Origin of the sequence: Paenarthrobacter sp. NPDC089714, from assembly GCF_044748905.1 — a bacterium.
Classification (GTDB): domain Bacteria; phylum Actinomycetota; class Actinomycetes; order Actinomycetales; family Micrococcaceae; genus Arthrobacter.
Genome location: NZ_JBIVGX010000005.1, coordinates 59,961 through 83,222, shown reverse-complemented (window position 1 = coordinate 83,222; position 23,262 = coordinate 59,961). Strand labels below are relative to the sequence as shown.

25 protein-coding genes are annotated in these 23,262 nt (G+C 64.9%); 10 read left to right on the top strand and 15 right to left on the bottom strand.

Annotated elements, in window-relative coordinates:
• Positions 1 to 27: 27 nt before the first annotated feature.
• Positions 28 to 669, bottom strand: a complete 642-nt coding sequence (locus tag ACIPY3_RS11220; RefSeq protein WP_400333925.1) for a cyclodeaminase/cyclohydrolase family protein — start codon at positions 667 to 669, stop codon at positions 28 to 30.
• Positions 670 to 768: 99 nt separating this feature from the next.
• Between ACIPY3_RS11220 and ACIPY3_RS11215 the strand changes: the two genes are divergently transcribed.
• Positions 769 to 1,983, top strand: coding sequence for an amidohydrolase (locus tag ACIPY3_RS11215; RefSeq protein ID WP_400333922.1), 1,215 nt, complete (start codon positions 769 to 771; stop codon positions 1,981 to 1,983).
• 95 nt (positions 1,984 to 2,078) lie between these two features.
• Here the strand turns inward: ACIPY3_RS11215 and ACIPY3_RS11210 are convergent, their stop codons facing one another.
• From ACIPY3_RS11210 to ACIPY3_RS11195, 4 genes are all read right to left on the bottom strand, one after another.
• A complete protein-coding gene (locus ACIPY3_RS11210; RefSeq protein WP_400333919.1) occupies positions 2,079 to 2,360 on the bottom strand; it encodes a hypothetical protein in 282 nt (93 codons plus the stop codon).
• The gene (gene fliS / locus ACIPY3_RS11205; RefSeq protein ID WP_400333916.1) at positions 2,350 to 2,784 is read right to left on the bottom strand and encodes a flagellar export chaperone FliS; all 435 of its coding nucleotides are present in this window, start codon (positions 2,782 to 2,784) and stop codon (positions 2,350 to 2,352) included. The genes ACIPY3_RS11210 and fliS overlap by 11 nt, the downstream gene beginning before the upstream one ends.
• Positions 2,785 to 2,786: 2 nt before the next feature.
• Complete coding sequence (fliD, locus tag ACIPY3_RS11200; protein ID WP_400333913.1) at positions 2,787 to 4,169, bottom strand: flagellar filament capping protein FliD; 1,383 nt, start codon at positions 4,167 to 4,169, stop codon at positions 2,787 to 2,789.
• Positions 4,170 to 4,276: 107 nt separating this feature from the next.
• Entirely contained in the window at positions 4,277 to 5,116 is an 840-nt protein-coding gene (locus ACIPY3_RS11195) for a flagellin (protein ID WP_400333909.1), read from the bottom strand.
• Positions 5,117 to 5,311: 195 nt separating this feature from the next.
• Here ACIPY3_RS11195 and ACIPY3_RS11190 point away from each other — a divergent pair, with 195 nt between their 5' ends.
• The 4 genes from ACIPY3_RS11190 to ACIPY3_RS11175 are packed head-to-tail and all read left to right on the top strand — an operon-like array spanning position 5,312 to position 8,479.
• Positions 5,312 to 5,794, top strand: coding sequence for a flagellar protein FlgN (locus ACIPY3_RS11190; RefSeq protein ID WP_400333906.1), 483 nt, complete (start codon positions 5,312 to 5,314; stop codon positions 5,792 to 5,794).
• Between the two features lie 10 nt (positions 5,795 to 5,804).
• Complete coding sequence (gene flgK / locus ACIPY3_RS11185) at positions 5,805 to 7,223, top strand: flagellar hook-associated protein FlgK (RefSeq protein ID WP_400333903.1); 1,419 nt, start codon at positions 5,805 to 5,807, stop codon at positions 7,221 to 7,223.
• A gap of 3 nt (positions 7,224 to 7,226) precedes the next feature.
• Complete coding sequence (flgL, locus tag ACIPY3_RS11180) at positions 7,227 to 8,114, top strand: flagellar hook-associated protein FlgL (protein ID WP_400333901.1); 888 nt, start codon at positions 7,227 to 7,229, stop codon at positions 8,112 to 8,114.
• Positions 8,111 to 8,479: a flagellar assembly protein FliW gene (locus ACIPY3_RS11175; RefSeq protein WP_400333898.1), complete on the top strand. Its 369-nt coding sequence runs from the start codon at positions 8,111 to 8,113 to the stop codon at positions 8,477 to 8,479. The genes flgL and ACIPY3_RS11175 overlap by 4 nt, the downstream gene beginning before the upstream one ends.
• Positions 8,480 to 8,555: 76 nt before the next feature.
• On the opposite strand, the gene ACIPY3_RS11170 is transcribed toward ACIPY3_RS11175, so the two are convergent.
• The 3 genes from ACIPY3_RS11170 to ACIPY3_RS11160 are packed head-to-tail and all read right to left on the bottom strand — an operon-like array spanning position 8,556 to position 11,781.
• Complete coding sequence (locus ACIPY3_RS11170) at positions 8,556 to 9,578, bottom strand: Gfo/Idh/MocA family protein (RefSeq protein WP_400334355.1); 1,023 nt, start codon at positions 9,576 to 9,578, stop codon at positions 8,556 to 8,558.
• On the bottom strand, positions 9,578 to 10,597 hold the full coding sequence (locus ACIPY3_RS11165) for a sugar phosphate isomerase/epimerase family protein (protein ID WP_400333895.1): 1,020 nt from the start codon (positions 10,595 to 10,597) through the stop codon (positions 9,578 to 9,580). Before ACIPY3_RS11165 ends, ACIPY3_RS11170 begins: the two co-directional genes overlap by 1 nt.
• Positions 10,594 to 11,781: a Gfo/Idh/MocA family protein gene (locus ACIPY3_RS11160; protein WP_400333892.1), complete on the bottom strand. Its 1,188-nt coding sequence runs from the start codon at positions 11,779 to 11,781 to the stop codon at positions 10,594 to 10,596. Before ACIPY3_RS11160 ends, ACIPY3_RS11165 begins: the two co-directional genes overlap by 4 nt.
• A gap of 158 nt (positions 11,782 to 11,939) precedes the next feature.
• Here ACIPY3_RS11160 and ACIPY3_RS11155 point away from each other — a divergent pair, with 158 nt between their 5' ends.
• On the top strand, positions 11,940 to 12,959 hold the full coding sequence (locus ACIPY3_RS11155; RefSeq protein WP_400333890.1) for a LacI family DNA-binding transcriptional regulator: 1,020 nt from the start codon (positions 11,940 to 11,942) through the stop codon (positions 12,957 to 12,959).
• A 71-nt stretch (positions 12,960 to 13,030) separates the two neighbouring features.
• Here ACIPY3_RS11155 and ACIPY3_RS11150 read toward each other — a convergent pair whose 3' ends face one another.
• Genes ACIPY3_RS11150 through ACIPY3_RS11140 form a run of 3 tightly spaced genes read right to left on the bottom strand, consistent with a single transcriptional unit; the run spans position 13,031 to position 15,313 of the window.
• Positions 13,031 to 13,240 (bottom strand): hypothetical protein, encoded by a 210-nt coding sequence (locus tag ACIPY3_RS11150; RefSeq protein WP_400333887.1) that lies wholly within the window; start codon positions 13,238 to 13,240, stop codon positions 13,031 to 13,033.
• 60 nt (positions 13,241 to 13,300) lie between these two features.
• A complete protein-coding gene (locus ACIPY3_RS11145; RefSeq protein WP_400333885.1) occupies positions 13,301 to 14,278 on the bottom strand; it encodes an NAD-dependent epimerase/dehydratase family protein in 978 nt (325 codons plus the stop codon).
• A 48-nt stretch (positions 14,279 to 14,326) separates the two neighbouring features.
• A complete protein-coding gene (locus tag ACIPY3_RS11140; protein ID WP_400333882.1) occupies positions 14,327 to 15,313 on the bottom strand; it encodes an NAD(P)/FAD-dependent oxidoreductase in 987 nt (328 codons plus the stop codon).
• A gap of 199 nt (positions 15,314 to 15,512) precedes the next feature.
• Here ACIPY3_RS11140 and ACIPY3_RS11135 point away from each other — a divergent pair, with 199 nt between their 5' ends.
• From ACIPY3_RS11135 to ACIPY3_RS11120, 4 genes are all read left to right on the top strand, one after another.
• Positions 15,513 to 16,094 (top strand): helix-turn-helix domain-containing protein, encoded by a 582-nt coding sequence (locus tag ACIPY3_RS11135; protein ID WP_400333879.1) that lies wholly within the window; start codon positions 15,513 to 15,515, stop codon positions 16,092 to 16,094.
• A 128-nt stretch (positions 16,095 to 16,222) separates the two neighbouring features.
• Positions 16,223 to 17,236, top strand: coding sequence for a nitrilase-related carbon-nitrogen hydrolase (locus tag ACIPY3_RS11130; protein ID WP_400333877.1), 1,014 nt, complete (start codon positions 16,223 to 16,225; stop codon positions 17,234 to 17,236).
• Positions 17,233 to 18,258: an agmatine/peptidylarginine deiminase gene (locus tag ACIPY3_RS11125; protein ID WP_400333874.1), complete on the top strand. Its 1,026-nt coding sequence runs from the start codon at positions 17,233 to 17,235 to the stop codon at positions 18,256 to 18,258. Before ACIPY3_RS11130 ends, ACIPY3_RS11125 begins: the two co-directional genes overlap by 4 nt.
• Before the next feature lie 12 nt (positions 18,259 to 18,270).
• Complete coding sequence (locus ACIPY3_RS11120) at positions 18,271 to 19,809, top strand: APC family permease (protein WP_400333871.1); 1,539 nt, start codon at positions 18,271 to 18,273, stop codon at positions 19,807 to 19,809.
• 113 nt (positions 19,810 to 19,922) lie between these two features.
• On the opposite strand, the gene ACIPY3_RS11115 is transcribed toward ACIPY3_RS11120, so the two are convergent.
• From ACIPY3_RS11115 to ACIPY3_RS11100, 4 genes are all read right to left on the bottom strand, one after another.
• The gene (locus ACIPY3_RS11115; protein WP_400333868.1) at positions 19,923 to 20,468 is read right to left on the bottom strand and encodes a hypothetical protein; all 546 of its coding nucleotides are present in this window, start codon (positions 20,466 to 20,468) and stop codon (positions 19,923 to 19,925) included.
• Between the two features lie 282 nt (positions 20,469 to 20,750).
• Positions 20,751 to 21,053 (bottom strand): DUF4193 domain-containing protein, encoded by a 303-nt coding sequence (locus ACIPY3_RS11110; protein WP_387438096.1) that lies wholly within the window; start codon positions 21,051 to 21,053, stop codon positions 20,751 to 20,753.
• 150 nt (positions 21,054 to 21,203) lie between these two features.
• Positions 21,204 to 22,421, bottom strand: coding sequence for an L-2-hydroxyglutarate oxidase (lhgO, locus tag ACIPY3_RS11105; protein ID WP_400333865.1), 1,218 nt, complete (start codon positions 22,419 to 22,421; stop codon positions 21,204 to 21,206).
• A 114-nt stretch (positions 22,422 to 22,535) separates the two neighbouring features.
• The gene (locus tag ACIPY3_RS11100) at positions 22,536 to 23,015 is read right to left on the bottom strand and encodes a DUF805 domain-containing protein (RefSeq protein WP_400333862.1); all 480 of its coding nucleotides are present in this window, start codon (positions 23,013 to 23,015) and stop codon (positions 22,536 to 22,538) included.
• Between the last annotated feature and the right edge of the window lie 247 nt (positions 23,016 to 23,262).

The following is a 23,262-nucleotide window of genomic DNA, read 5'->3' as shown; positions in this document are numbered from 1 at the left end:
GCCCGCTGTGTATCCCCACAGCAGGCCTCACAACGTGTCCGTTGGGGCCGCCTTGTTGTCCACGGCTACCGTGAGGTCATCGATCCGGTCCATGGCGTCGCTCAGGCGGCCGACTGTTTCCCACAACTGGGGGTGCTGCGCTCGGACGTTCTCCAACGGCGTCCCGTCCTTCGCGAGGGCAGCGAGATCGAAACTGACGTTGGTCCGTGCACCGGCAATCGCAGCGCGCAGGGCCCCGAAGGCCACAACGACGTCCGCAATCAGCGCCGGGTTCCCGTTTGTCGCCAACCACGCGAGGTCCTCAATGGCGTCCATTGCGTGATCTCCCAGCACGGCCGAAGCTTTGGCTGCCTCAACGGATGCCCGTCGAACAGCCTCTTCACGTTGCGGTCCGGGGTCCAGGCGAAAAGCGGCACCGAAAGCCTTGGAAGCAACCGCGTCTTCGTCAGCCAAGCGAAGAGCGGTCTCCCGCAAAGAGCATGCCCGGTCCTGGAGGTCCTCTCCGGCATCCTCCGTATACCCCGCCACCATGGACGTCAGGGAAGCTGCGATGGCGAGCATCACTCCCGTCCCGGCCCCGCCACCGGGTGAACCACTGGACTGGGCCAGGGCCTCGGTCCATTCCTCCACAGTGGATTCCTGAGTGGTGATCTCTTGAGAAGCAGCCATGCACCCAAGTCTGCACCGGACGGGTGGGACCCAGGCACCCATCAGCCCCACTCGATACACTGGCCCCATTCCCGGCGTCGAACGGTAAGGGGTAAGTCCGTGGGCATTGACCTTGAAGAGCTGTACAAAGACCTGCACTCAAATCCAGAGCTTTCTTTCCAGGAAGTCCGGACCGCAGGCATCGTCGCGGGCCACCTCGAAGAGTTGGGCCTCGCAGTGCACCGCAACATCGGCAAGACCGGCGTGGTGGGCGTCCTCAACAACGGCGACGGTCCGGTGGTGATGCTCCGGGCTGACATGGACGCGCTCCCCGTCAAGGAAGCCACCGGACTGGACTACGCCAGCACAGCCATGGGCGAAGACCATGAAGGCCGCGAGGTGCCCGTGATGCACGCGTGCGGTCACGACGTCCATGTCACCTGCCTCCTGGGCGCGGTGGAGAAACTCGTCAACCAGAAGCAGGAGTGGCAAGGCACGCTCATCGCCGTGTTCCAGCCCGCCGAGGAATGGGGCGGCGGAGCCAACGCCATGGTCAAGGATGGCCTCTACGATCGCATCCCCAAGCCGGATGTGGTGCTCGGCCAGCATGTGGCCCCGTTCCCTGCCGGCTGGTTCGGACTCCGGTCCGGCGTTGCCATGGCCTCGGCGGATTCGCTCAACGTCACCCTGCACGGCCGGGGTGGTCACGGGTCGCGTCCCGAAACCACGGTTGACCCCGTCCTCATGGCCGCGGCAGCAACTGTCCGTCTCCAAGGCGTGGTTTCCCGCGAAATCGCCCCGAGTGATTCGGCGGTGGTGACAGTCGGCCAACTCCACGCCGGAACCAAGAACAACATCATCCCCGAAACGGCGACCCTCGGTCTCAGTATCCGGTCCTTCGCCGAGCCGACGCGCCAGAAGGTGCTGGCCGCCGTCGAACGCATTGTACGGAGCGAGGCCACCGCCTCGGGCGCCACCCAGGAACCTGACTTCCACTACGAAGAGCGCTTCCCCCTGACCGTCAACGACGATTCAGCGGCGAAAAGGGTGGATGCGGCTTTCAGGACCACTTTCGGCGCCCATCAAGTGATCGATCCAGGCCCGGTTTCCGGAAGCGAGGACGTCGGGATGCTGGCGACGGCGGCCGGCGCACCGCTGGTGTTCTGGTTCCTGGGCGGGATCGAACCGCATTACGCCAAGGAGTTCGCAGAGAAGGGACGGCTCCCGGAGGATGTGCCGTCCAACCACTCCCCGTACTTCGCCCCGGTGATCCAGCCGACGCTGGGCATTGGCACGGACGCCTTGGTCACGGCAGCCCGGGAGTTCCTGGCCTGACCCCCTCGTAGCACCCAACTGGGTCGCATTTGTGCGCGTTTTGACGGCTCAAAACGCGCACAAATGCGACCCAGTTGGGTGCGCGCAAGGGAAAGTTAGCCGCGCACGTCCAGCAGGAGCGGCCGCGAGGAACCCGGCCCGGACGGGACCGCGGCGAGCGCACCGAGCTGCGAGCCGGCGTCGTTCTTCAGGCGGGCCAGGAGGTCCATGGCGTCGGCCTGTGCATCCAGGACTTGCCGTGCCCGTGCCTCCAAGGCGACGGGCAACGGCCCGGCATCACGCGGCGGCTCCCACGACGGCGGGAACCCACCGGAAACAGCCAGGGCGATGTCCGCCTCCAAACGGTCCAGGACAGCGGACCAAGCGTCAAGCGACACCGAGAGCCCGCCCCGAGGCAGCTCCGGACGCAGACTCCACGGGCAACTGCGCCGCCGCCTCGTGCCACCCCTGCCGCAGGGGTTCCAGGAGCTCGATGCACTCCTTGGTCCGCTCCACGTCGCGGTAGATGTTGGCGCCAATGAGCGCCTGCATGGCGTACTCGTAGATGCTGGCAAGCGAAGCGGCGCCGTCCCACAGATCCACACGGAGTGTGGACTGCAGCTCGGCAACAATCGCTTGGGCATGCAGCAGGTTCTCACGGGCAGAGTCCCAATGGGCGTTTTCCTGGGCCAGGCGGGCGCGTTTCACATCCAGCAGGAGGCGGTCGTACAGCATGGTCAGCAGCCGGGCAGGCGGCGCGGACAGGACGGCGTCGTCGTTGTAGCGCGAGAGCTGCTGGGCGCGAAGGGCACTGTAGGTCATGGCTATTCTCCTGTGGACTGCTTCGGGAGGCTGGAAATCTGCCCGGACAGCCAAGTGGACTGCGATTGGAGGCCGCCGAGGAGCACCTCCATGTTGGTGTAGACGGACTGGAGCGTGGCCCGGCGCGTTGCCAGGCGCTGGTCCCAGTCGGCGATCCTGGTGCCCAGGTCCCGGACTTCGGATTCGCGGCCCTTGATGAGGCCGGAAATGGAGCCGTTGTAGGGATCTGAAGCGGCTTTGGCCGCGTCGGCTACCCGCCCTGCCAAGGCCTGCACCGCCGCCTGGGTCGCCGCTGGATCGGCCGACAAAGCCACGGCAAACTTGTCCGAATCGAACGTGAAATTCCCGTCCTTGGTGATGTTGATGCCGTACTCGGCCGGCGACTTCCCGCCGATCGGCCGGGAAAGTGCCGCCACCACTTGGTCATTGACGGCGCGCACACTGGTATTGCCGGTCAGGATCCCGGCTTTGGGGACGGTGGCTCCGCTGGAGTCCGTGGTCTTTGAGACTGCGCTGTACATGGAAACGAAGCTGAGGACGTCGTTGACGGACCTCACCAGGTCTTCGGCCTTCTTGGTGATGCCTGGAACGTCGCTGGCAACGGTCACGGTCACCGGCCCGGTGCTCACCGCGGTGGCCGTCACCGACACGCCCGGCAACACATCCGTGAACGTGTTGGTTCCCGAGGTCAGGACCTGCTCCGCCGCAGTGCCCGCGTACAGGGTCGCTTTGGCGTCCTGGGCGGAGCGTACGACGGCGGCGGTCGGGTCCGCCATAAGGTCCACCGCCGTGCCGCCCGCCACTTGGGCGGCCGTACCTTGGTAGGCGGTAAAGGCTCCGGCTGCCCCGGACGTGGCCGCCGTGAGTTGCAGGCGGTATGTGCCGTTGCCGGCCGGAACCTTCACCGCGTGAGCGCCGCCGGACGCTGCGTTGATCGCCGAAACCACGTCATCCAAGGAAGTGCTGTTGGGAGCAATCTCGGTCTTCTTACCCGTGGAATCAACGATCGTCAGGTGTGCCGGCGCACCACCGTCGGTGGGCCAGGAGGCCATGGCCGCGGTGACGTTTACCTGCGTCTGGGCCAGCTGCGTCACGGTCAGGTCGATCGATCCCGCGGTGGCCGCCGTCGTGGTCTTTGCCGTGACGGAAGGGGAGCTGCTGGTGGCAGTGAACAGGTTCAGCGCGCCGGTGGCGGAACCTGCAACGGAAAGGTCCTTCAGCGCGGTGAGCTTGGAGTTGAGGGACTGCAGGGTGGAAATGACAGTCTGGTTGGACGCCAGCTTGGTCTTGAGCTGGGTCTGCGGCAAGGCTTCGACGGACATCAGGGAGTTGATGATCGCCGTGGTGTTCAGGCCACTGGCGAGCCCGTCGATAGCGGTTGTCACAGGTTCTCCTTCCAGGTTTGTTCACGGGCCGCGCCGAGCGGCGGCCGGCCGGGATGGGGGCCCGGCCGGTCGCCGCAACAGGCTCGTACGGCTTAGCGCAGGAGCGGTTAGCGCAGGAGCGAAAGAACGCCCTGGCCGGACTGGTTTGCCTGTGCCAGCATGGCCGTGCCTGCCTGGGACAGGATGTTGGCCTTGGTGTACTTGACCATTTCCGCAGCCATGTCAGTGTCCGCGATGCGGGACTGTGCAGCCTGCAGGTTTTCGCCGGCAACGTTCAGCGACTTGATGGCGTGGTCCAAGCGGTTCTGGCTTGCACCGAGGTCCGAACGCTGGGTGGAGACTGCCTTGATGGCCGAGTCGATCGCCGTGATGGTGGTCTGGGCGTTGGCGTTGGTGGTGACGTCGAAGCCCGTGGCACCGGCTGCGCCGGACAGCGTGCCCGCTGCCGTTGCTACGTCGCCGAGGTTGACGGCAATGACGTCATTGGCCGAACCGGCAGTACCCACCTGGATGTTCAGCGCCGCGCCACCCTTGAGGAGGTCGATGCCGTTGAAGTTGGTGGACTGCGTGATGCGGTCCAGTTCCTTGCCCAGCGAGTCGGCTTCGGTCTTGATGGCCGTACGTGCGTCGGCGTTGTTGGAGTCCGAGGCACCCTGGACTGCGAGGTCGCGCATGCGCTGCAGTACGGAGTGGACTTCGGTGAGGGCACCTTCCGTGGTCTGGATGATGCTGATGCCGTCCTGGGCGTTACGGGCGGCAACCGAGGAGCCGCTCACCTGGGACTTGAGGCCCTCCGAGATGGCAAGACCGGCCGCGTCGTCTGCGGCACGGTTGATGCGCAGGCCGCTGGAGAGCTTTTCCATCGACTTGGCGAGGGTGTCCTGCGTGGCATTCAAGCTGCGGTACGCGTTGTTCGCCATCAGGTTGTTGTTGATCTGCATGCCCATGATTTTTCCTCCGTGATCTGGACTTACTGTGTGGCAGCCCATCCGTGGGCCGTCACACCGCACTATCGGCGGTGCCCACGCGAGCGGTTAGTAAAAACTTGGAACGGCTTTTGGCCCCGGGCGTGCCTAACGCTTGGGGTCGCCCGGCCGATAGCTAGTGGGGACATCCCCAAACCAGAACTGGAGTTGACCTCAGTGGCCATCCATGAACTGTCAGCCCTGCTGTGGCGCGAACGCGAGCTCCTGGATCTCCTGACGTTCAAGCTCGAAGAAGAGCAACTGCTGCTGACGGCCGGCAAGTCCCGTTGGTTGCCGCATGGCACACGCGAGGTGGAGCAGGTCCTGGACCGTGTATCACAGGCCGGACTCACCCGCGCGGTGGAGATCGCCGCCGTTGCCGAGCAATGGGGGCTTTCGCAGGATTGTTCCCTGGCCGAACTCGCGGCTGCGGCACCGGAACCTGCCTGGGCCGACGTCCTGATGTCCCACCTCACCGCCATGCGGCAGCAAACAGCAACCATCAAGGAACTCCGCGACGCCAACGAACAGTTCCTCCGGGCAGCGGTCCGGTCCACCCAGGAGACACTGGCCGACCTGAAGCCCGCAGCCGGTACCTACGACGCCCACGGACGCACCGGCGATTCGTCCTCCGCCCATTTGGTGGACCGGAAGTTCTGAAGGGGAACACATGAGCACTTTCGGCGGACTCAACACGGCCTACCGCGGACTCACCGCAGCGCAACAAGCCATCAACCTGGCCGGCCAGAACATCGCCAACGCCTCCACTGACGGTTATACCCGTCAACGGATTGAACAGTCTGCCATTGGCGCACCCCTCCCCGTGGGGCTCAACGCCGGCATCGGGCAGGCCGGACAAGGAGTCTCCGTTGATGGAATCGCGAGGCTGGGCAGCAGCTTCCTCGACGCGGGTGTCCGCAACACCGCCGCAGCATCCGGGTACGCGACCATCCGGTCCACGGAATTGCAGCGGCTCGAGGACTCGTTGCAGGAACCCGGCCCCCATGGGCTCTCGACGGCGTTGCAAACCTTTTGGGCGGCGTGGCAGGGAGTGGCGAACCACCCGGGCGAGTCCGCTCCGACGTCGGTCCTGCTCGAGTCAGCGGCCACCGTGACTGAAACCGTTGCTGCGGGCTACAAGGCCCTGGACGCCCAGTGGAGCCGGGTCCGGGGTGAAGCCGCGGCCAACGTCAACGAGCTCAACGCCGCCGCCGGGCGCGTGGCCGACCTCAACGGGCGGATCCGGTCCACCGTGGCTGCCGGCGGATCCGCGAACGAGCTCATCGATGCCCGGAACCAACTGACGGAGTCCATCGCTGCCATGGCTGGGGGCACGGTCCGCGAGAACCCCGACGGCACAGCGGACGTCTTTATCGGCGGCAACGCCTTGGTCTCCGGGACGTCAGCGCGGCAACTGGCCCTCTCCGGCCCCACGACCCTCGGCAGCACAACACCGGTGCAGCTGGAATGGGCGGACCGCCCGGGCATGGCGGTAAACCTCGACGGCGGTGAACTCGCCGGGGCGGTGTCCCTCCTGGCACCGGCCAACGGGAGCGGCACCGGCGGCGCCCTCGCCCAGGCCGCGGCATCCTACGATGCCTTCGCAACGCAGCTCATGAACGACGTCAACGCCATCCACCGCACCGGGCAGTCCACCACCGGTGCCGGCAACCTGGACTTCTTCGCCACCACACCTGGTGTCCCTGCGGCCCTGTCGCTCAGGGTGGTCCCGGGAAGTGCGGCTGGAATCGCCACGGGAGCTGCGGGCGCGGGTGCGTTGGATGGAAGCATCGCCGATTCCCTTTCCCTCATTGGTTCCTCCTCCACGTCGCCGGATGTTTTCTGGAGCGGAGTCGTTTCCGGGATCGGCATGGCCTCCCGCTCGGCTCAACAGCATTCGCAACTGGCCGACGCAGCGGGAGTTGCCGCCGTCGGGCAGCGCAACTCAGGTGCCGGAGTCAGCCTGGACGAGGAAAACATCAACCTCCTCGCCGGGCAGCACGCCTACCAGGCCGCGGCCCGTGTGATGACCGCGATCGACGAGGCCTTGGACGTCCTCATCAACCGCACCGGACTGGTGGGAAGGTAAGCCATGATCAACCGCGTGACCACCCACATGATGGCGGCCTCGTCGCAGCGCAGCCTGCAATCGGCACAAACCCGGCTGGCCGAGCTGCAGGACCGCGCACTCACGCTCAAGAACATCAACCGTCCCTCGGACGATCCCGCCGGCGCCGCGCAGGCGATCGCCCTGCGGGGCCAGCTCAACGCGGCCAACCAGTACGGCAGCAATATCAGCGACGGAAACGGCTGGCTCGCAGCGGCTGACACGGCGTTGGGCCAGTCCACCAACATCCTGAACCGGGTGCGGGACCTCGTGGTCCAGGTGGCCAACGGCACGCTGAACGATTCCGCCAAGGAGGCCATCGCCGTCGAAATCGAAGGCCTCGGCAAGGACCTCCTGACGCAGGCCAACACGCAGTACCTGGGCCGCAACGTTTTCGCAGGCAGCTCGGATACGGACGGCGCGTTCACCAACGCCACTCCCCCCGTGTTCAACGGTGGGGCCGGAGCCTCGGTGGAGCGTCGGGTGGATGCATCGCGGACCGTGCGCGTGGATTCCGACGGCGGTGCGATCTTCGGCAGCGGCGCCGGCTCGGTTTTCGCCATGGTGGGTGATGTTGTGGCTGACATCCGCGCCGGGGTCAACCCCAACGGTCGGCTTGCGGCCGTTGGCGTCGGGATCCAGTCAGTCATCGATGGCCGCGCCGATGTGGGCATGCGGCAAACACGCCTGGGCCAGGCCCAGGACTCATTGGAAGGGATGAAGGCTACGCTGGAAACGCAGAGGTCCCGGGTGGAAGACCTGGATTTGGGAAAGGCTGTCATGGACTTGAAGGTGCAGGAGACCAACTATCAGGTGGCCCTCGCGGTGACCGCCAAGGTATTGCAGCCTACGTTGATGGATTTCCTGCGATGAGCACGTCCTTGGTTTTCGCGGCTCCCCTGCCCGGACTCGAGGCCGCGGAAGGTTTCACCCTGCGTGGTGTTCCGGGTGCCGATGGCTTGTTCGCCTTGGAGGCCACGAATCCGCAGGTACGGATGTTCGTCGCCGACGCTTCGGTGTACGTGCCGGACTACACCCCGGCCATTCCGGGCTTTGCGCTGGAAGCCGTTGGACTGGCCCCCACGGAGGGGACCACTTTGGTGGTAGTGAATCCCTCGGCAGATAAGACCACGGTGAACCTCATGGCGCCGATCGTCCTCAACCCGTCCACGGGCACGTGCATCCAGGTGATCCTCGACGGCGGCACGTACCCGCTGCGGGCAGAGCTCGGTTCCTAAACGCAAAACCCCGCCCAACGGACCATTCACCGCGGCGTTCCAGGGTGAGTCGTCCGTTGGGACGGGCTTGGATCAGCTAGAGCGCCACTGCCCGCTGTTCTGCATCGCTGAGGCGGGCCGCGTCCAGTACTTCGAGCGTCCGCACTCCCTCCTCGGCTGGAACCGGCTCCGGCCCCTCGCCCCGGACGGCCCGGGCGAACTCCGTGTAGAACGTGGCGTAGTTGCCTTGGGCCGAGGGGATGCGTTTGGAGCTTCCGTTGACCGCCAGGATTCCTGCATTCCCAGGAACATCAATCCCCCAGTTCTCCGGATCCGCTGCCGGACGGCGCCCGGCAAACAACGCTTCGGCCTGCACGTCGGCGCCGGAGGCGATGTAGCTTCCTTGGCTCCCGTAAGCCCGCAGTTCCCGCGTGGTGGAATGGTTCAGCTTGGTGGCCGAGACCGTGGACAGGGCACCCGAGGCATGGGTCAGCGTGATGAAGAAGCCGCAGTCGGTCCGTTCCCCGAACCGTTCCGTCCAGTCGAGCTTCGCGTGCACGTGCGTCGCCGGTCCCAGGAGCCACAGCATCTGGTCCACCAGGTGGCTGCCCAAATCCCGCAACAGTCCCCCGGTTGGACCGACCTCCAAAGTGTCCGCACTGTCCTGGTCCATGATCGAGTGGACCCGCCACGGCTCGCCCAACTCCCCCGAGGACAGGACGTTGGCGAGCGTGAGAATATCGGCGTCGCGGCGTCGGTTGTGGAACACGTTCAACACCGCACCCGCCTCCTTCGCAGCGTCCACCAACTCTTGTCCGGCAGCCGCCGTCGGGCCAAACGGCTTGTCTGCCACCACGTGCACGCCCGCGGCAAGGGCCTCGAGCACCAGGTCCCTGCGGGTGTGCGGCGGAGTGGTGATGGTGACGGCGTCCACCCCGGCAGCGAGCATCTCCTTCAGGCTTTCGTACACGGGAAGCCCCGGATAGTCGGCCTGCACCTCGGCCCGCTTGGGCTCGGAGCGTGCCACGATTCCGGCGAGCTCCACCTCCTCGGCGGCTTCGATGAACGGTGCGTGGAAGTATTTCCCCCCGACGCCGTACCCCACCACTCCAATACGCATCATGCGGTGACGTTCAGCGATGCTTCGAGGGCGGCGTCGGCGTCGCGGAGGACTTTGGCTGCGACTTCGAGTCCTTCGATCCGGCCGAGGGAGACGTCCTCGTGTTCGATGTTGACCAGCATGTTGGGGTCTACCTCGTGGAGGGCGCGGAGGAACTCGGTCCAGTACGCGGTGTCGTGTCCGCGGCCCAGGGCAACGAAGTCCCAAGCGGAGTTCTTCGGCCATTCGTTGGCCCACTCGTCCCCGCCCAGGTTGGTGCGGTTCTCCTCCGCCGAGAGCCTGCGGAAGCTGTTGTCCAGCACACCGTAGAGGGCGGCATTGTCCTTGTTGACGCGGACGTCCTTCGCGGCGGCCTGGAACACCAGCGGGCCGAGTTCGCGGACCACGGTGACGGGGTCCATTTGCTGCCAGAACAGGTGGGATGCGTCCAGTTCAACGCCCACATGGGTGGCTCCGGTGAGTTCAATGAGCTTGTGCACGTCGGCGGTGTTGAACACGATGTTCTGCGGGTGCAGCTCCAACGCGACCTTGACGCCGTGGTCTGCTGCGAGGCGGTCGGTTTCCTTCCAGAACTCCGCGGCCACGCCCCACTGGTAATCCAGGACGTCCAGCGCGGCGGAGTTCCAGGCGTTGACCACCCAGTTCACCACGGTGGCGCCGGGTTCGCCGCCGGGCAGCCCGGACATGGTCACTACCCGGTCCTGGCCAAGACGCTGCGCCAGGCGGATGGAGCGGCGGATGTCCTCGGCGTGCTTCTCGCCGATTTCGCGGCGCGGGTGCAGCGGGTTTCCGTTGCAGTTCAGGCCGGCGATGGACACTCCGGTGCCTTCAAAGAGTCCCAGGTAGTCATCGCGGGCGGCATCGCTTTCCAGGATTTGGTCCATGGTGGGTACGTGGGTTGCGGGCAGGAACCCGCCGGTGTTGATCTCGATGCCGGTCAGGCCAAGATCGGCGATGACCTTCAGGGCTTCGGGAAGCGGGCGGTCGTGCAGGATCGCGTTGTAGACGCCGAGTTTCATAGCGTGATCTTCTTTCCGTTGTTCAGGGCGGATTCGGTGACGGCACCGAGGAGTTCCATGTTGCGGACGCCCTCGTCGAACGTGGCGCAGCGGGGCAGGGACTCTGCTTCGGACAGGCCGGCAATTTCTTCGAGGAAGGCGCGGGCCTGGTATCCGAAGGCGTCGTTCTGGCCGAAACCGACTTCGGGCGCATCCATGGCCAGACCGCCTGCGATGTACGGGTGGCCCGGTCCGAGGATGACCTGGCGGTACCCGTTCTGGATACCGGAGTCGTCGTTGAGGAAGAGCTGGATTTCGTTGGGGCGGCGCTGGTCGAACTTCGCGCCGCCGTTTTCGCAGAACACCTCGAACTGCAGGCTGTTGGCGTGCCCGGCAGCAACCCGGGACACTTCGAAGCTGCCCGCACCATTGGCGAACTCGGCGTTGAAGGCTGCGTAGTCGTCGTTTTCCACCGCCTCGAACGTGTCGCTGACGGCCACGTGGTCGTGGCCCATGACCGCGCTGAGCGGCAGCGGACGCTTGTCGATCGCGGTGGTCAGCCGGCCGCCGCTGATGGACGTGATATCGCCGCACAGGAACTCGGAGACGTACGTGAGGTGGCTGCCGACGTCGGCCAGCGCGCCGGAGCCGGGTCCGCCCTTGTACCGCCAGCTCATGGGGGCCGAGGGGCTGAAGCCGTAGTCGGTCCAGTACCGGCCGCTGAAGTGCAGCACGTTGCCCAGTACGCCGTTCTGGATCAACTCCCGGATGTAGGCGATGCCGGGGGTGCGGCGGAACGTGAACCCGATGCGGGCCAGGTTCCCGCGGGCCTCGGCGGCGCGGGCGGCGTCTGCCATGGCGCGGGCGTCCTCCAGGGTGTCGCTCAGCGGCTTCTCGCACAGCACGTGCTTGCCGGCCGCCAACAATCCCTCCACCACTTCACGGTGCAGCGAGTTGGCAATCACAACGCTGACCACGTCAATGTCGTCGGCCTCGGCAATGGCCTGCCACGACGTGTCGTTGCGTTCGTACCCGAAACGGCGCGCGGCCAGGGATCCGAATTCGGCGTTCACGTCGCCGATCGAGACAAGCCGCACCTGGGGCAGCACCGGGCTGTAGAGGGCAGAGGCCGTGCGGTACGCGGCGGCGTGGGCCTTACCCGCCATGCCTGCACCAATAACGGCGACGCCGAGGCTTTCAGCCATGATTTCTCCTTCGAACTTCCGCCGTCAGAGGGGGCACTGAACGGCATTTTGTAGCGCTACAATTTTTGCACTGGCATTGATCGTAACCATGTCCATATGTCCTGTCAATCATTGGCCGACTATCCTCGAAAGCAGACCCGAAAGGCATGCTTAACTCCGTGAAAACACCCGACGCGCGGCCCGCTCCCCAGCCCCGACGCCCCACCCTCTACGACGTCGCCACCCAGGCCGGTGTCTCGCCGTCGTTGGTTTCGCTCTTCCTGAAGGACCCCGAGAGGGTCAGCGCCAAGCGCCGGGACGCCGTGCACAACGCCATCAACGAACTCGGCTACCGGCCCAGCCGCGCTGCGACCACCCTGGCCAGCAACCGCACCAAGAGCATCGGGCTGGTCATCGACGACTACCGGAACCTCTGGTTCGTGGACCTGCTCCGCGGCATGGAATCTGTCCTCTCCGATCCCGGCTACCAAGTCACCCTGGCCGATTCGCGGCCCGGCGAGAACCGGATCAAGGAAGCCACGGACGGCCTCCTCGCCATGCACGTGGACGCCCTGGTCATCGCCGCCGAGCCCAGCGAGTCCATGCTGGCCCGCACCTGGGTGCCCACCGTCGTCGCCGGTTGGCGCCAGGGTGTCCCCGCAGGAGCCGACCTGATCACCAACGATGACGACCTCGGCGGCGCCATGGCAACGAACCACCTTCTGCACCTGGGCCACACACGCATTGGCCACCTGTCAGGGCACGACGGCGCCTCCGCCCACCGGCGGGCGGGTTTCCGCCGCGCCATGGAGACTGCGGGTGCGGACGCAGTAGTTGCCGAATCCGGCGGAACATCGGAAGAGGACGGTTATGCGTCCGCATGCTGGCTCCTGGACCACCATCCGGACACCACCGCGATCTTCGCCGCCAACGACACCATGGCGCTGGGAGCCTTCGCCGCGCTCAAGGCACGCGGGCTGTCCGTGCCATCGGATGTCTCGGTGATTGGCTACGACAACTCGCCCCTGGCGAAGTCGCGTTACCTGGACCTGACATCCATCGACAACCGAAGCGATGTGGTGGGAATGGACGCGGCACGCCGCCTGCTGGCACGCCTCGAGAACGACGGCCTGCAACCAGAGCGCACCCTCATCGAACCCGCGCTGGTTCTCCGGAGCACAACCACCGCCCCGGCTTAAAACAACGCGGGGTCACTGACGGCCCATAATCCCCCTCTGGATGGGCTGCAAGTGACCCCGCGTTGCTTGAATCAGACTTTCTCGCGAATGCGTTCGGTCTCCGGTTCGGAGACTTCGAATTCCCGACGCCGGCGGGCCAGGAACGTCCACAGCGTGCCTTCTGTCTGTGGTCGCTTCTCGACGGGCTGAACCGGGGTTTCCTCAGTCTTGCGGGTTTCGGGTTTGCGCGCGGAGTCCTTCTTCGTGCGCCGCTCGAAGTCCTGATAGTACGCGTAGCACATACCAACCTCCTTCAATGGCTGCTCTTTAATCGTCCTCGCCTTCAGGCCACAAGTCGACCGTTAATTGCTTGGCCGCAGCCCTCCCGCCACGCGCAGTTTCCCGTTAGCGACAAGCCACTGGATGGATTCGAGCACGGCCGCGTCCGGCTCGTAGCGTGGCTGGTATCCGAGGAGCCGTTCGGCCTTTCTGATGGAGAAGCAATGGTTGCGGTGCAAGTGCGCCCAGCTGGCCTCGGCATGCTCTTCCGGAATGGAGCCGCGGAACTCGTCCCAGCTGACGGCGTTGAGCCGGGCTGCCTGCCCGAACCACCCGGCCGCGATCTCGGCGTACCCGCGGACGCTGAGGGCGGTGGGAGCCACGATGTTAAAGTCCTCCCCCGCCGCCTCCCGCCGGCGCTCCACTGCCTTGTCGAAGGCCTGCGCCAAGTCATCGGCGTGCACGTGGTGCATGAGCTCCGTCCCGCTGCCGGGGATTGTCAGTAGTTCGCCCGCGGACAGCGTGTGCCAGACGTCCGGGTCCAGGTTGCCCAGCGGGCCAATGGGCTGCCAGCCCGGACCCACGATGTGGCCGGGATGCAGCGACGTGGTGGCCAGCCCACCGTTCGCGGTTTCCTCCTTGAGCATCCGGGCGATCCGGTCCTTCTGGATCCCGTATTCACCGTACGGCGGGAGGTCGGCTTCCTCGGGAATGGGAACCTTCCGGCTTGGCCCATAACGCCAAATGGAACCGCAGTGCAGCAGGTGCCCGGCCTCGCCGCGCAAGCGTTCAACCAACGCCGCGGCTGATTCGAGCGTGAAGCACACCAGGTCAATCACGACGTCGGCACGCAGTTCCGCGATCCGCTGACCGAAGGTGCCCTCCCGGTCCTCCTGCTCCCGATCGGCCGCCACGCTATGGACCTGGCTCCATTCCGGACTTTCCACATAGGGTGCCCGGTTCCCGCGGCTGACGTTGATGACCTCGTGGCCACCCCGCACCAGCCGCGGCACCAGAAAGCTGCCGATGTGTCCACTACCGCCGATAACAACGATTCTCATGGTGTCCCATCTCAAGGCTCGGAAGGATCTGGGCACCACGCTAGTCCGTCAGCGAACCGTTGCGAGAGACCCCTGCCGGGCTGCCTCCACCGCCATCCGGGTTTCGGCCACCATGAGGTCGGCGTTGATCACCGCTCCGGCCATGTTGCCCGCGGCAGCTGCGGCCACCACCTGCCCCGTCAGGTCCGTGACATTACCGGCCACCCACACGCCGGGGACCGATGTCGCACCGCCAAGGGCCGTGGTTTCCACGTGGTGTCCCACTCCCATGGGATGCTCGGCCGGTTGGATACCGAGCGACTCAAGGACACCTGACCGCGCCTCCATCCGCGGCCCCACTACTGCGGCCTCCACGGGGATGGTCTGACCCGATTCCAGGGTGACGCCGGACAAAGCATCATGCTCGGCCTTGAGGGACGCCACTTTGCCGTCAACCACCGTGATGGAACGGGCTGCCAGCTGATCCCACTCTTCCTCAGTTGGCTCCACCACGCCATTGAGGAACAGGGTGATGTCCGGGCTCCATTGCCGGAAGAGCAGAGCCTGATGCATGGACATCGGCCCGCTTCCCAGGATCCCGATCGCCTTGTTCCGCACCTCCCAGCCGTGGCAGTACGGGCAATGCAGCACGTCCTTGCCCCAGCGTTCGCGGATGCCCTCGATGTCCGGGAGCACGTCCTTCAGGCCGGTCGCAACGAGCAAACGCCGCGCCGCAACCAACCGCCCATCAGCCAGCTCCACCGCAAAGGCGGGCTCCGCGCCCGGGCCGGGTTCCGCCGTCGAGCGCGCCGCTACCGCAGCCCCTTCCACGATGCTGCCGCCGTACTTCCGGACTTCCTCCCGCCCTACAGCGAGCAGGTCCAGCGGGCTCATGCCGTCCCGGGACAGGAATCCGTGGACGCCTGCCGCCGGCGCATTCCTGGGCTCTCCTGCGTCGATGACCAGCACCGAGCGCAATGCCCTGCCCAACGTGACGGCCGCACTCAACCCGGCCGCTCCGCCACCGATCACTACAACGTCGTACTGCTGTTCCATACTCTTCCCTTCATCCGTTGCGGGGCCCTCCGGATCCCCACCGCCTCCCTAACTTCGCAAGCTCAGTCAGGGAACCCAGGCGGCGTGGGCCCTGTCATCGAACCAAGGCGCAAAGCGGGCCCCACAACACCGTGATTCCATCGTTTCGCGGCCTCGCAGAGAACAGCAAGAAAGTTTGCTGCTATGGCAAACTAGAACCATGGATTCCGATTTCAGCAAACTCCTCGATTCCGTCGGCCCCAGGCTTCGGGACCTGCGCACCCGGAAAAACGTGACGCTCGCGGAGGCCTCCGAGGCCACGGGCATTTCGGTCAGCACGCTCTCCCGGCTCGAATCCGGCCAGCGCAAGCCCACCTTGGAACTCCTGTTGCCCATTGCCCGGCTGCACCAGGTCCCCCTCGAGGAACTCATCGACGCGCCGGAAACGGGCGATCCCCGCATCCACCTCAAGCCCCATGTCCACCACTGGGGAACCGCTTTGCCATTAACCAAGAGAGCCGGCGGCATTCAGGCCTTCAAGATGATCCTGCCGGGAGGGACCGGCAAGGAAGAACCCACCCCACAGTCCCACGAGGGCTACGACTGGATGTACATCCTCAACGGCAAGCTCAGGCTGATCCTGGGAGAGAACGACTTCATCCTCAAGGCCGGCGAAGCCGCGGAATTCGACACCCGCACACCGCATTGGTTCGCGAGCGCAACCTCGGAGCCGGTGGAACTCCTGACACTCTTCGGCCAGCAAGGCGAGCGCATGCATGTGAGGACCCGCCCCAAGCGCTGAACACTGCCACTCGGGCGGTCATAAAAGAACGAGGTTCATTTCTACCCTTGCGCTCCGGCGTGACTCCCGCCATACTAAATGAACGCTATTCATTTAGTGACAGTCGTCTCACCGGAGTACATGCCATCATGATAGAAATTACCCGCCTCGAAGCCCCGACTTCCCTGGCACGCACCGAACCGTCCACCCGCACCCCGCTGCGGGTCGGCGTCGTCCAGCACCGCTGGCATGCCGACGAAGCCGTCCTGCGCGCCGAGCTCAACGAGGGCATCGAGCGTGCGGCCAAGCTGGGAGCCACCGTTGTCTTCCTCCCTGAGCTGACGCTCTCCCGCTACCCGGCGGACACCCGCCCGGAGAACAACCCCGCTGCAGGCATCCGCCCCTCGGACATCACCGAGGACCTCCTCACGGGCCCCACCTTCACCTTCGCCGCAGAAGCAGCCAGGACGTTCGGCGTCTCCGTCCACGCGTCCTTGTACCAAAAGGCCGAGAACCCGGACGGCAGCGATGACGGGCTGGGCCTCAACACCGCCATCCTGGTCTCCCCCGCCGGCGAGCTCGTTGCCCGCACCCACAAGCTGCACATCCCCGTGACGGCCGGCTACTACGAGGACAAGTTCTTCCGCCAGGGCCCGGACTCCGATGATGCCTACGCCGTGCACGCACCCGCCGAGCTGGGCGGCGCCCGCCTGGGCATGCCCACGTGCTGGGACGAATGGTTCCCGGAACTGGCCCGCGTGTACTCCCTGGGCGGCGCCGAAATCCTGGTCTACCCCACGGCCATCGGTTCCGAACCGGACCACCCGGACTTCGATACCCAGCCGCTGTGGCAGCAGGTGATCGTGGGCAACGGCATCGCCAACGGACTGTTCATGATCGCCCCGAACCGCCACGGCAGCGAAGGAACCCTGAACTTCTACGGATCCTCCTTCATCTCCGATCCGTACGGCCGCATCCTCGTCCAGGCACCGCGCGATGAGTCCGCAGTCCTGGTGGCTGACCTGGACCTCGACCAGCGCAAGGACTGGCTGACGCTCTTCCCGTTCCTCGCCACCCGCCGCCCGGAAACGTACGCCCGCCTCACCGAACCGGTGAACGCTGATGCACCGCTCGGCTCCCAGCCCCAGGCGGTCTCCGCGTGAGCGCCTGGCGCATGCCGTCGGAAACGGCCCCGCAGGACCGCGTCTGGATGGCCTTCCCCACCGGCGGCTACACCCTGGGCGAGACCGACGAAGAGGCACACGCCGCTCGCTCCACGTGGGCGGCCGTCGCCAACGCCATCCTTGAGTTCGAGCCGGTCACCATGGTGGTAGCGCCCGACGACGTCGAAACGGCCGCGCGCTACCTGGACCCTCGCGTCGAGGTACTGACGGCGGAACTGAACGACGCCTGGATGCGGGACATCGGACCGTCCTTCGTGCTCGATGCCAACAAGAAGCTCGGCGCCGTGGACTGGATCTTCAACGGTTGGGGTGGCCAGGATTGGGCCGCGTGGGACAAGGACTCCCTCATCGCCGAATTCGTCTCCGGCCGGGCCGGGGTCCAGCACTTCCCGTCCGGCATTGTCAACGAGGGCGGCGGAATCCAGGTTGACGGTGAAGGAACCGTGCTGGTGACCGAAACCGTGCAGCTGGACCAGGGCCGCAACCCGGGCCTGACCAAGGCCGACATCGAGCAAGAGTTGGCCCGCACCATCGGCGCGACGCACGTCGTGTGGCTCCCCCGCGGCCTGACCCGTGATTCCGAGAAGTTCGGAACCCGAGGCCACGTGGACATCGTGGCAGCCATCCCCAGCCCGGGAACGCTGCTGGTCCATTCGCAGCAGAACCCGGAACACCCGGATTACAAAGTCTCCCGGGAAATCATCGACTTCCTGCGCACCACCCATGACGCAGCAGGCCGGGAGTGGAACATCATCGAGGTTCCCGCACCGGAAACACTCACCGACGACGAGGGGTTTGTGGACTACAGCTACATCAACCACCTCGTAGTCAATGGCGGGGTCATCGCCTGCAGCTTCAACGACCCCATGGACGAGAAAGCCCTCCGCCTTCTCGCCGATGCCTACCCCGGCCGCCGCGTGGTCAGTGTTGACGCCCGCGAGCTGTTTGCACGGGGTGGCGGCATCCACTGCATCACGCAGCAGCAGCCTACGGCCATCTAGAAAGGGCCTTCCATGAGCCAGACAATCCGAAGCAGCGGCACTGACGCTGCAACGTCGCACAACATCAGCGGCAAGGGACTGAAGACGGGGCAGTTGGGGCTCCTCGCCGTCGTCGTTCTTGGCATTTCAACCATCGCCCCGGCGTATACGCTCACCAGCGCGCTCGGACCCACGGTCAACGAAGCCGGGCTGCAACTGCCCGTGATCTTCCTGATCGGGTTCATTCCGATGATCCTGGTGTCCCTCGCCTACCGGGAACTCAACGCGGACTCCCCGGACAGTGGAACCACGTTCACCTGGGTCACCAAGGCGTTCGGCCCCTGGGTGGGCTGGATGGGCGGTTGGGGCCTGCTGGCAGCCAACATCATCGTCCTGTCCAACCTGGCCGGCGTGGCCGTGGACTTCTTCTACCTGTTCCTGGCCCAGGCAACCGGCAACCCGGAACTCGCCGACCTCGCCGGTGACAAGGTGGTCAACGTCCTCACCTGCTTCGTCTTCGTGGCACTGGCAGTGTGGGTCAGTTACCGGGGCCTGCACACCACCAAGATCGTGCAGTACGGCCTGGTGGGGTTCCAGCTGCTGGTTTTGGGCCTCTTCGTGGCCATGGCCTTCGCCAACTGGTCCACTTCGGAGACCGCCGTGCCGTTCAGCTGGGACTGGTTCGACGTCACCAAGATTGAAACCTTCGGGCAGGTAGCGGCCGGCATCTCGCTCTCCATCTTCGTGTACTGGGGCTGGGATGTGTGCCTCACCGTGAACGAGGAGACGGCCAACGGCAAGAAGACAGCGGGCGCAGCAGGAACCCTGACCGCAGTGATCGTGCTGGGCATCTACCTGCTGGTTACCATCGCCACCATGATGTTCGCCGGCGTTGGGGACACCGGAATCGGGCTGAACAACGAGGAGAACCACGCCAACGTGTTCACGGCCCTCGCGTCACCGGTGATGGGACCGTTCGCGATCCTCATGTCCCTCGCGGTCCTCTCGAGTTCAGCGGCCTCACTGCAGTCCACGTTCACGTCGCCGTCCCGCAGCCTGCTGGCCATGGCGCACTACGGCGCCCTGCCCGAGCGTTTCAGCCACATGAGCCGGAAATTCTCGACGCCGGGCTTCGCCACCATCGCTGCCGGCGTCCTGTCCGCGGGCTTCTACGCGGTGATGCACGTGATCAGCGAAAACGTCCTGAACGACACCATCCTGGCCCTGGGCCTGATGATCTGCTTCTACTACGGGCTCACCGCCATTGCCTGCGTTTGGTATTTCCGGAACAGCGTCTTCACGAGTGCCCGCAATTTCTTCCTGCGGCTCCTGTGCCCGCTGCTGGGTGGCGTTGGACTGTTCGTCGTGTTCCTGCAGACGGCCGTGGACAGCTGGGCTCCGGAGTTCGGCAGCGGCTCGGAGATCTTCGGTGTGGGCCTGGTGTTTGTCCTCGGCGTAGGGATCCTGGCGATGGGTGCGGTGGTCATGCTGATCATGTCCCGCGTGCGGCCGGGGTTCTTCCGCGGAGAGACCATCCGCAAGGACACTCCTGCGTTGGTGGTCCCCGAGTAGGCCTGACCTGCCCTGACCCGACCACGCGCAGTTCGCTGGAAAGCTGCCGGTTCGCACGGAATTTTCCGTACGAACCGGCAGCTTTCCCCGTGTGTGGCCGTGTCTTGGGAGGCCTACCAGTGGTGCGCCACGTCCACTACCAGGCGGGAGCCGCCGTCGGGCCCGTTTAAGGTGAACACCCGGAACGGAAGCCGGGCACGGACACCCAGCCCCACGCTCGTGTAGCCTTCGAAGCTGCCCGCATAGGCCACCTGTCGGAATGTCTGGTAGCCCGAGACGTTGGAGAGTTCGGCCTTCGCCGCAGGAACATACGTAGCTTGGCCGCCCTGGTTGTAGGACGGTGCCGTGACAGTCACTTGGAGATCGGCGTCGCCCAGCAACGGGATCTCAAAGCCCGAGCCATCCTGGACCACCACCGGAACATACTGCACGGAGTATCCGGCCACTTTGCCGGAAAGGTCGATCACCAAACGGTCGTAGCAGGCCTGTTGGCCTGTGCGGACGCTCGTGACATTCGCGGAGCTCATGTCCGGATCGGCCTTTGCCAGCGATCCCCACATGATCCCGCAATACGGTGATGCCGAGGCAGGGCCCGGCGCCACCAGCCCGAGACCGGCAACCGCGACCACGGCTCCCATTCCGGCGCTGATTTTCCTCATTTTTTGCCCCCTTCAAGGCGGGTTGGATACCACCAGAATAGGAGCGTCACCCCGCATTTGGACCGCTCGTTTCCGCTTCGGCGCCCAACCGTTAGGGGGATATTTCGGTGGTCACGGAAAGGTCATGCAGTGGGCATTTTGGCTCCCCTGGAACGCCATTCCTTGTAGTTCCGGCACCCCGTTCGTAACCCAAGATCACGTGACCGTGGCGTGATATTGGGCACGTAAAAACCCCACCCGGCCATTCCTGGTCAGATGGGGTCCGTTGCGCCGCGAAGTGGCTCAGCCTTCGCAGTCCTTGCAGTATTTAAGGCCGTTCTTTTCCAACGCCACCTGGGACCGGTGACGGACCAGGAAACAGGAAGCACAGGTGAATTCATCCGACTGCTCGGGAACCACCACAACGGTCAATTCTTCATTTGAAAGATCGGCGCCCGGGAGGTCGATGCCTTCGGCGGTGTCGTTTTCATCGACATCGATGACAGCAGTCTGGGCACCGGTCCCACGGGACTGTTGAAGGGCTTCAAGCGATTCAGCGGGAGACTCTTCTTCGGTCTTGCGCGGGGCGTCGTAATCAGTAGCCATAAGGTTCGCTTTCGTTGCTGCATAAGTGCCATTCCGGCACCTCAGTGCAGCAGTTTAGGGCAAAGAACCCGCATTCCACGAATACTGTGTCCAACACGACACCACGGTGCCATTTCGCTTGGATTTACGCTGGTTTCGCTGCGGTAATGCCTAGCCCGCCAAGGCCTGTTCCACAATGTACTCGGCAATGGCCATGGAGGACGTAGCCCCAGGTGACGGGGCGTTCCGCACCAAAACCGTGTCCCGGCGTCGGGCAATCACAAAGTCGTCCACCAGCGAACCGTCGCCGTTCATGGCCTGGGCGCGCACGCCGCGGGTGCCGGGAACCACCGTGGCACCTTCCAACGAGGGCACAAACCGCATGGCCTCCCTGATGAATTTCTTTTTGCTGACTACCGTTTGGAACTCACGGATGGCCGAAGGGACATTCTGGCGGGCGAAATTCCAAAACCCTGGGAACATCGCGTAATTCAGCACGTCCCGGACATTGACGTCCTTCCAGGAATACGATTCCCGGCCGAAGGAAATGAAGGCGTTGGGACCGAGCATCATTTCGCCGTCAATGCGTTTGGTGAGGTGCACGCCCAGGAAGGGATGTTTGGGGTCCGGAACCGGGTAGATGAGTCCCTTGACCTGGTTGCGGGCTTCGGGTCCCAGCAGGAAGTACTGCCCGAAGAAGGGAACAATCCGCGGCGTCTTCGGCTCCCCCGTCGCCGCAGCGAGCCTGTCCGACTGGAGCCCGGCGCAAGCAACCACCAGGTCGTAGTGCTCTCCCCCATTTTTGGTGTGGACAACAACGCCGCTGGCCTGCTGTTCCAGGGAGGTGACCTCCTGGCCGAGGCGGATCTGGCCGCCCGCGACGCGGACGTCGTCGGCGAGCGCGTTGGTGATGGCCCCGTAGTCCACGATCGCCGTTTCCGGCGAGTGGAGGGCGGAAAGCCCGACGGCGTTCGGCTCCACCTCGCCGATCTGGTGGGCGTCGAGCATTCGCACTCCCGGAACTCCGTTAGCCGTGGCGCGGGCGAAGATGTTGTCCAGGCGCCTGGCTTCTTCGGGGGTTTGGGCGATCACGAGCTTGCCGCACGCATCATAGGGGAGGTCCTTCGCGGCACAGAACTCCTGGAGCAACCCCACTCCCCTGCGGCAAAGGGTTGCTTTCAGTCCACCAGGCTCGTAGTAGAGGCCAGCGTGCACCACCCCTGAGTTGTGGCCCGTCTGGTGCGCCGCGAGCTTGTCCTCTTTCTCGTAGAGGGTGACCTGGGCGCCGTCGAGCTTGTTCGCGAGTTCGCGTGCAACGGCCACCCCAATGATGCCGCCCCCAACCACTGCGCAACGTCTGATGCTCCTGGCCTGTGCAGGGTTGGTCATGTCATGTCACTCCTCGTCGTTGGGGCTGGTCTTCAGCATGCCACGGCTTGGTTCATGGGATACGAAAAGGGGCGGCACATGGTGTGCCGCCCCTTTTCGGGTAATGCGGGGTCCTTATGCGGTGGGCACGTCGAAACGCTGGCCGGCCGGGTTGGACGGGAGCAGCGTCAGGACGAGGACAGCCAGGGCTCCGAGGAACGGAACCAGGACGAGCAGGACAAGCCAGCCGCTGAAGTTGCCGTCGTGCAGGCGGCGGACGGTCAGGGCGATGGACGGAACGATCGTCGCGAGGCCCCAAACAATCGCAAGGATCATACCCACGACATAGCCTGCGCCAAGAACCGGAGTTCCTTGCGAGTCAACGGAGATGCCCGTTGTGAGAAGAATGTTCAACACGATTCCGACGATGGCCGCAACAAGCGTCCACCACCAGTATTCGCTGCGGCTCGCACGGCCCGTGAACGCTGTGTACTTCTTGACGAAACGCTGGACAGCAGCGCCAATGGGTGCGCCGTAGTAGGGAGCCCACAGCGGCGGTTCGCCGCCCTGTGCGCCGTAGGGCTGGGTCTGCTGAGGTTGTTGCTGATAGCTCATTGGTATATCCCCCGGTTAGGTGTGAGTCGAACTCAGACGTGTACTCATTCTGATGAGTCGTTGCTCATCGTAATGCTCTTGGGCTGGCAAAGGCAGTTGAACGGACAAAATTAACCGGGATTTATCCCTTTGACGGAATGTTTCCGGCTTCGTCGGTGTCAGCCAACCAAGCCCCCTGCCATCAGCCCACCTTCACGTGGAGGCCCAAGACGTTGGCTATCGCAACGAGCGCTCCCAGCCCTGGGTT

Excerpts from the sequence above, each read along its gene's own strand:
- ACIPY3_RS11220 (WP_400333925.1), bottom strand. The coding sequence starts at position 669 with ATGGCTGCTTCTCAAGAGATCACCACTCAGGAATCCACTGTGGAGGAA.
- fliS (WP_400333916.1), bottom strand. The coding sequence starts at position 2,784 with ATGACCTACAGTGCCCTTCGCGCCCAGCAGCTCTCGCGCTACAACGAC.
- ACIPY3_RS11195 (WP_400333909.1), bottom strand. The coding sequence starts at position 5,116 with ATGGGCATGCAGATCAACAACAACCTGATGGCGAACAACGCGTACCGC.
- flgK (WP_400333903.1), top strand. The coding sequence starts at position 5,805 with ATGAGCACTTTCGGCGGACTCAACACGGCCTACCGCGGACTCACCGCA.
- flgL (WP_400333901.1), top strand. The coding sequence starts at position 7,227 with ATGATCAACCGCGTGACCACCCACATGATGGCGGCCTCGTCGCAGCGC.
- ACIPY3_RS11175 (WP_400333898.1), top strand. The coding sequence starts at position 8,111 with ATGAGCACGTCCTTGGTTTTCGCGGCTCCCCTGCCCGGACTCGAGGCC.
- ACIPY3_RS11170 (WP_400334355.1), bottom strand. The coding sequence starts at position 9,578 with ATGCGTATTGGAGTGGTGGGGTACGGCGTCGGGGGGAAATACTTCCAC.
- ACIPY3_RS11165 (WP_400333895.1), bottom strand. The coding sequence starts at position 10,597 with ATGAAACTCGGCGTCTACAACGCGATCCTGCACGACCGCCCGCTTCCC.
- ACIPY3_RS11160 (WP_400333892.1), bottom strand. The coding sequence starts at position 11,781 with ATGGCTGAAAGCCTCGGCGTCGCCGTTATTGGTGCAGGCATGGCGGGT.
- ACIPY3_RS11150 (WP_400333887.1), bottom strand. The coding sequence starts at position 13,240 with ATGTGCTACGCGTACTATCAGGACTTCGAGCGGCGCACGAAGAAGGAC.
- ACIPY3_RS11145 (WP_400333885.1), bottom strand. The coding sequence starts at position 14,278 with ATGAGAATCGTTGTTATCGGCGGTAGTGGACACATCGGCAGCTTTCTG.
- ACIPY3_RS11140 (WP_400333882.1), bottom strand. The coding sequence starts at position 15,313 with ATGGAACAGCAGTACGACGTTGTAGTGATCGGTGGCGGAGCGGCCGGG.
- ACIPY3_RS11135 (WP_400333879.1), top strand. The coding sequence starts at position 15,513 with ATGGATTCCGATTTCAGCAAACTCCTCGATTCCGTCGGCCCCAGGCTT.
- ACIPY3_RS11130 (WP_400333877.1), top strand. The coding sequence starts at position 16,223 with ATGATAGAAATTACCCGCCTCGAAGCCCCGACTTCCCTGGCACGCACC.
- ACIPY3_RS11120 (WP_400333871.1), top strand. The coding sequence starts at position 18,271 with ATGAGCCAGACAATCCGAAGCAGCGGCACTGACGCTGCAACGTCGCAC.
- ACIPY3_RS11115 (WP_400333868.1), bottom strand. The coding sequence starts at position 20,468 with ATGAGGAAAATCAGCGCCGGAATGGGAGCCGTGGTCGCGGTTGCCGGT.
- ACIPY3_RS11110 (WP_387438096.1), bottom strand. The coding sequence starts at position 21,053 with ATGGCTACTGATTACGACGCCCCGCGCAAGACCGAAGAAGAGTCTCCC.
- lhgO (WP_400333865.1), bottom strand. The coding sequence starts at position 22,421 with ATGACCAACCCTGCACAGGCCAGGAGCATCAGACGTTGCGCAGTGGTT.
- ACIPY3_RS11100 (WP_400333862.1), bottom strand. The coding sequence starts at position 23,015 with ATGAGCTATCAGCAACAACCTCAGCAGACCCAGCCCTACGGCGCACAG.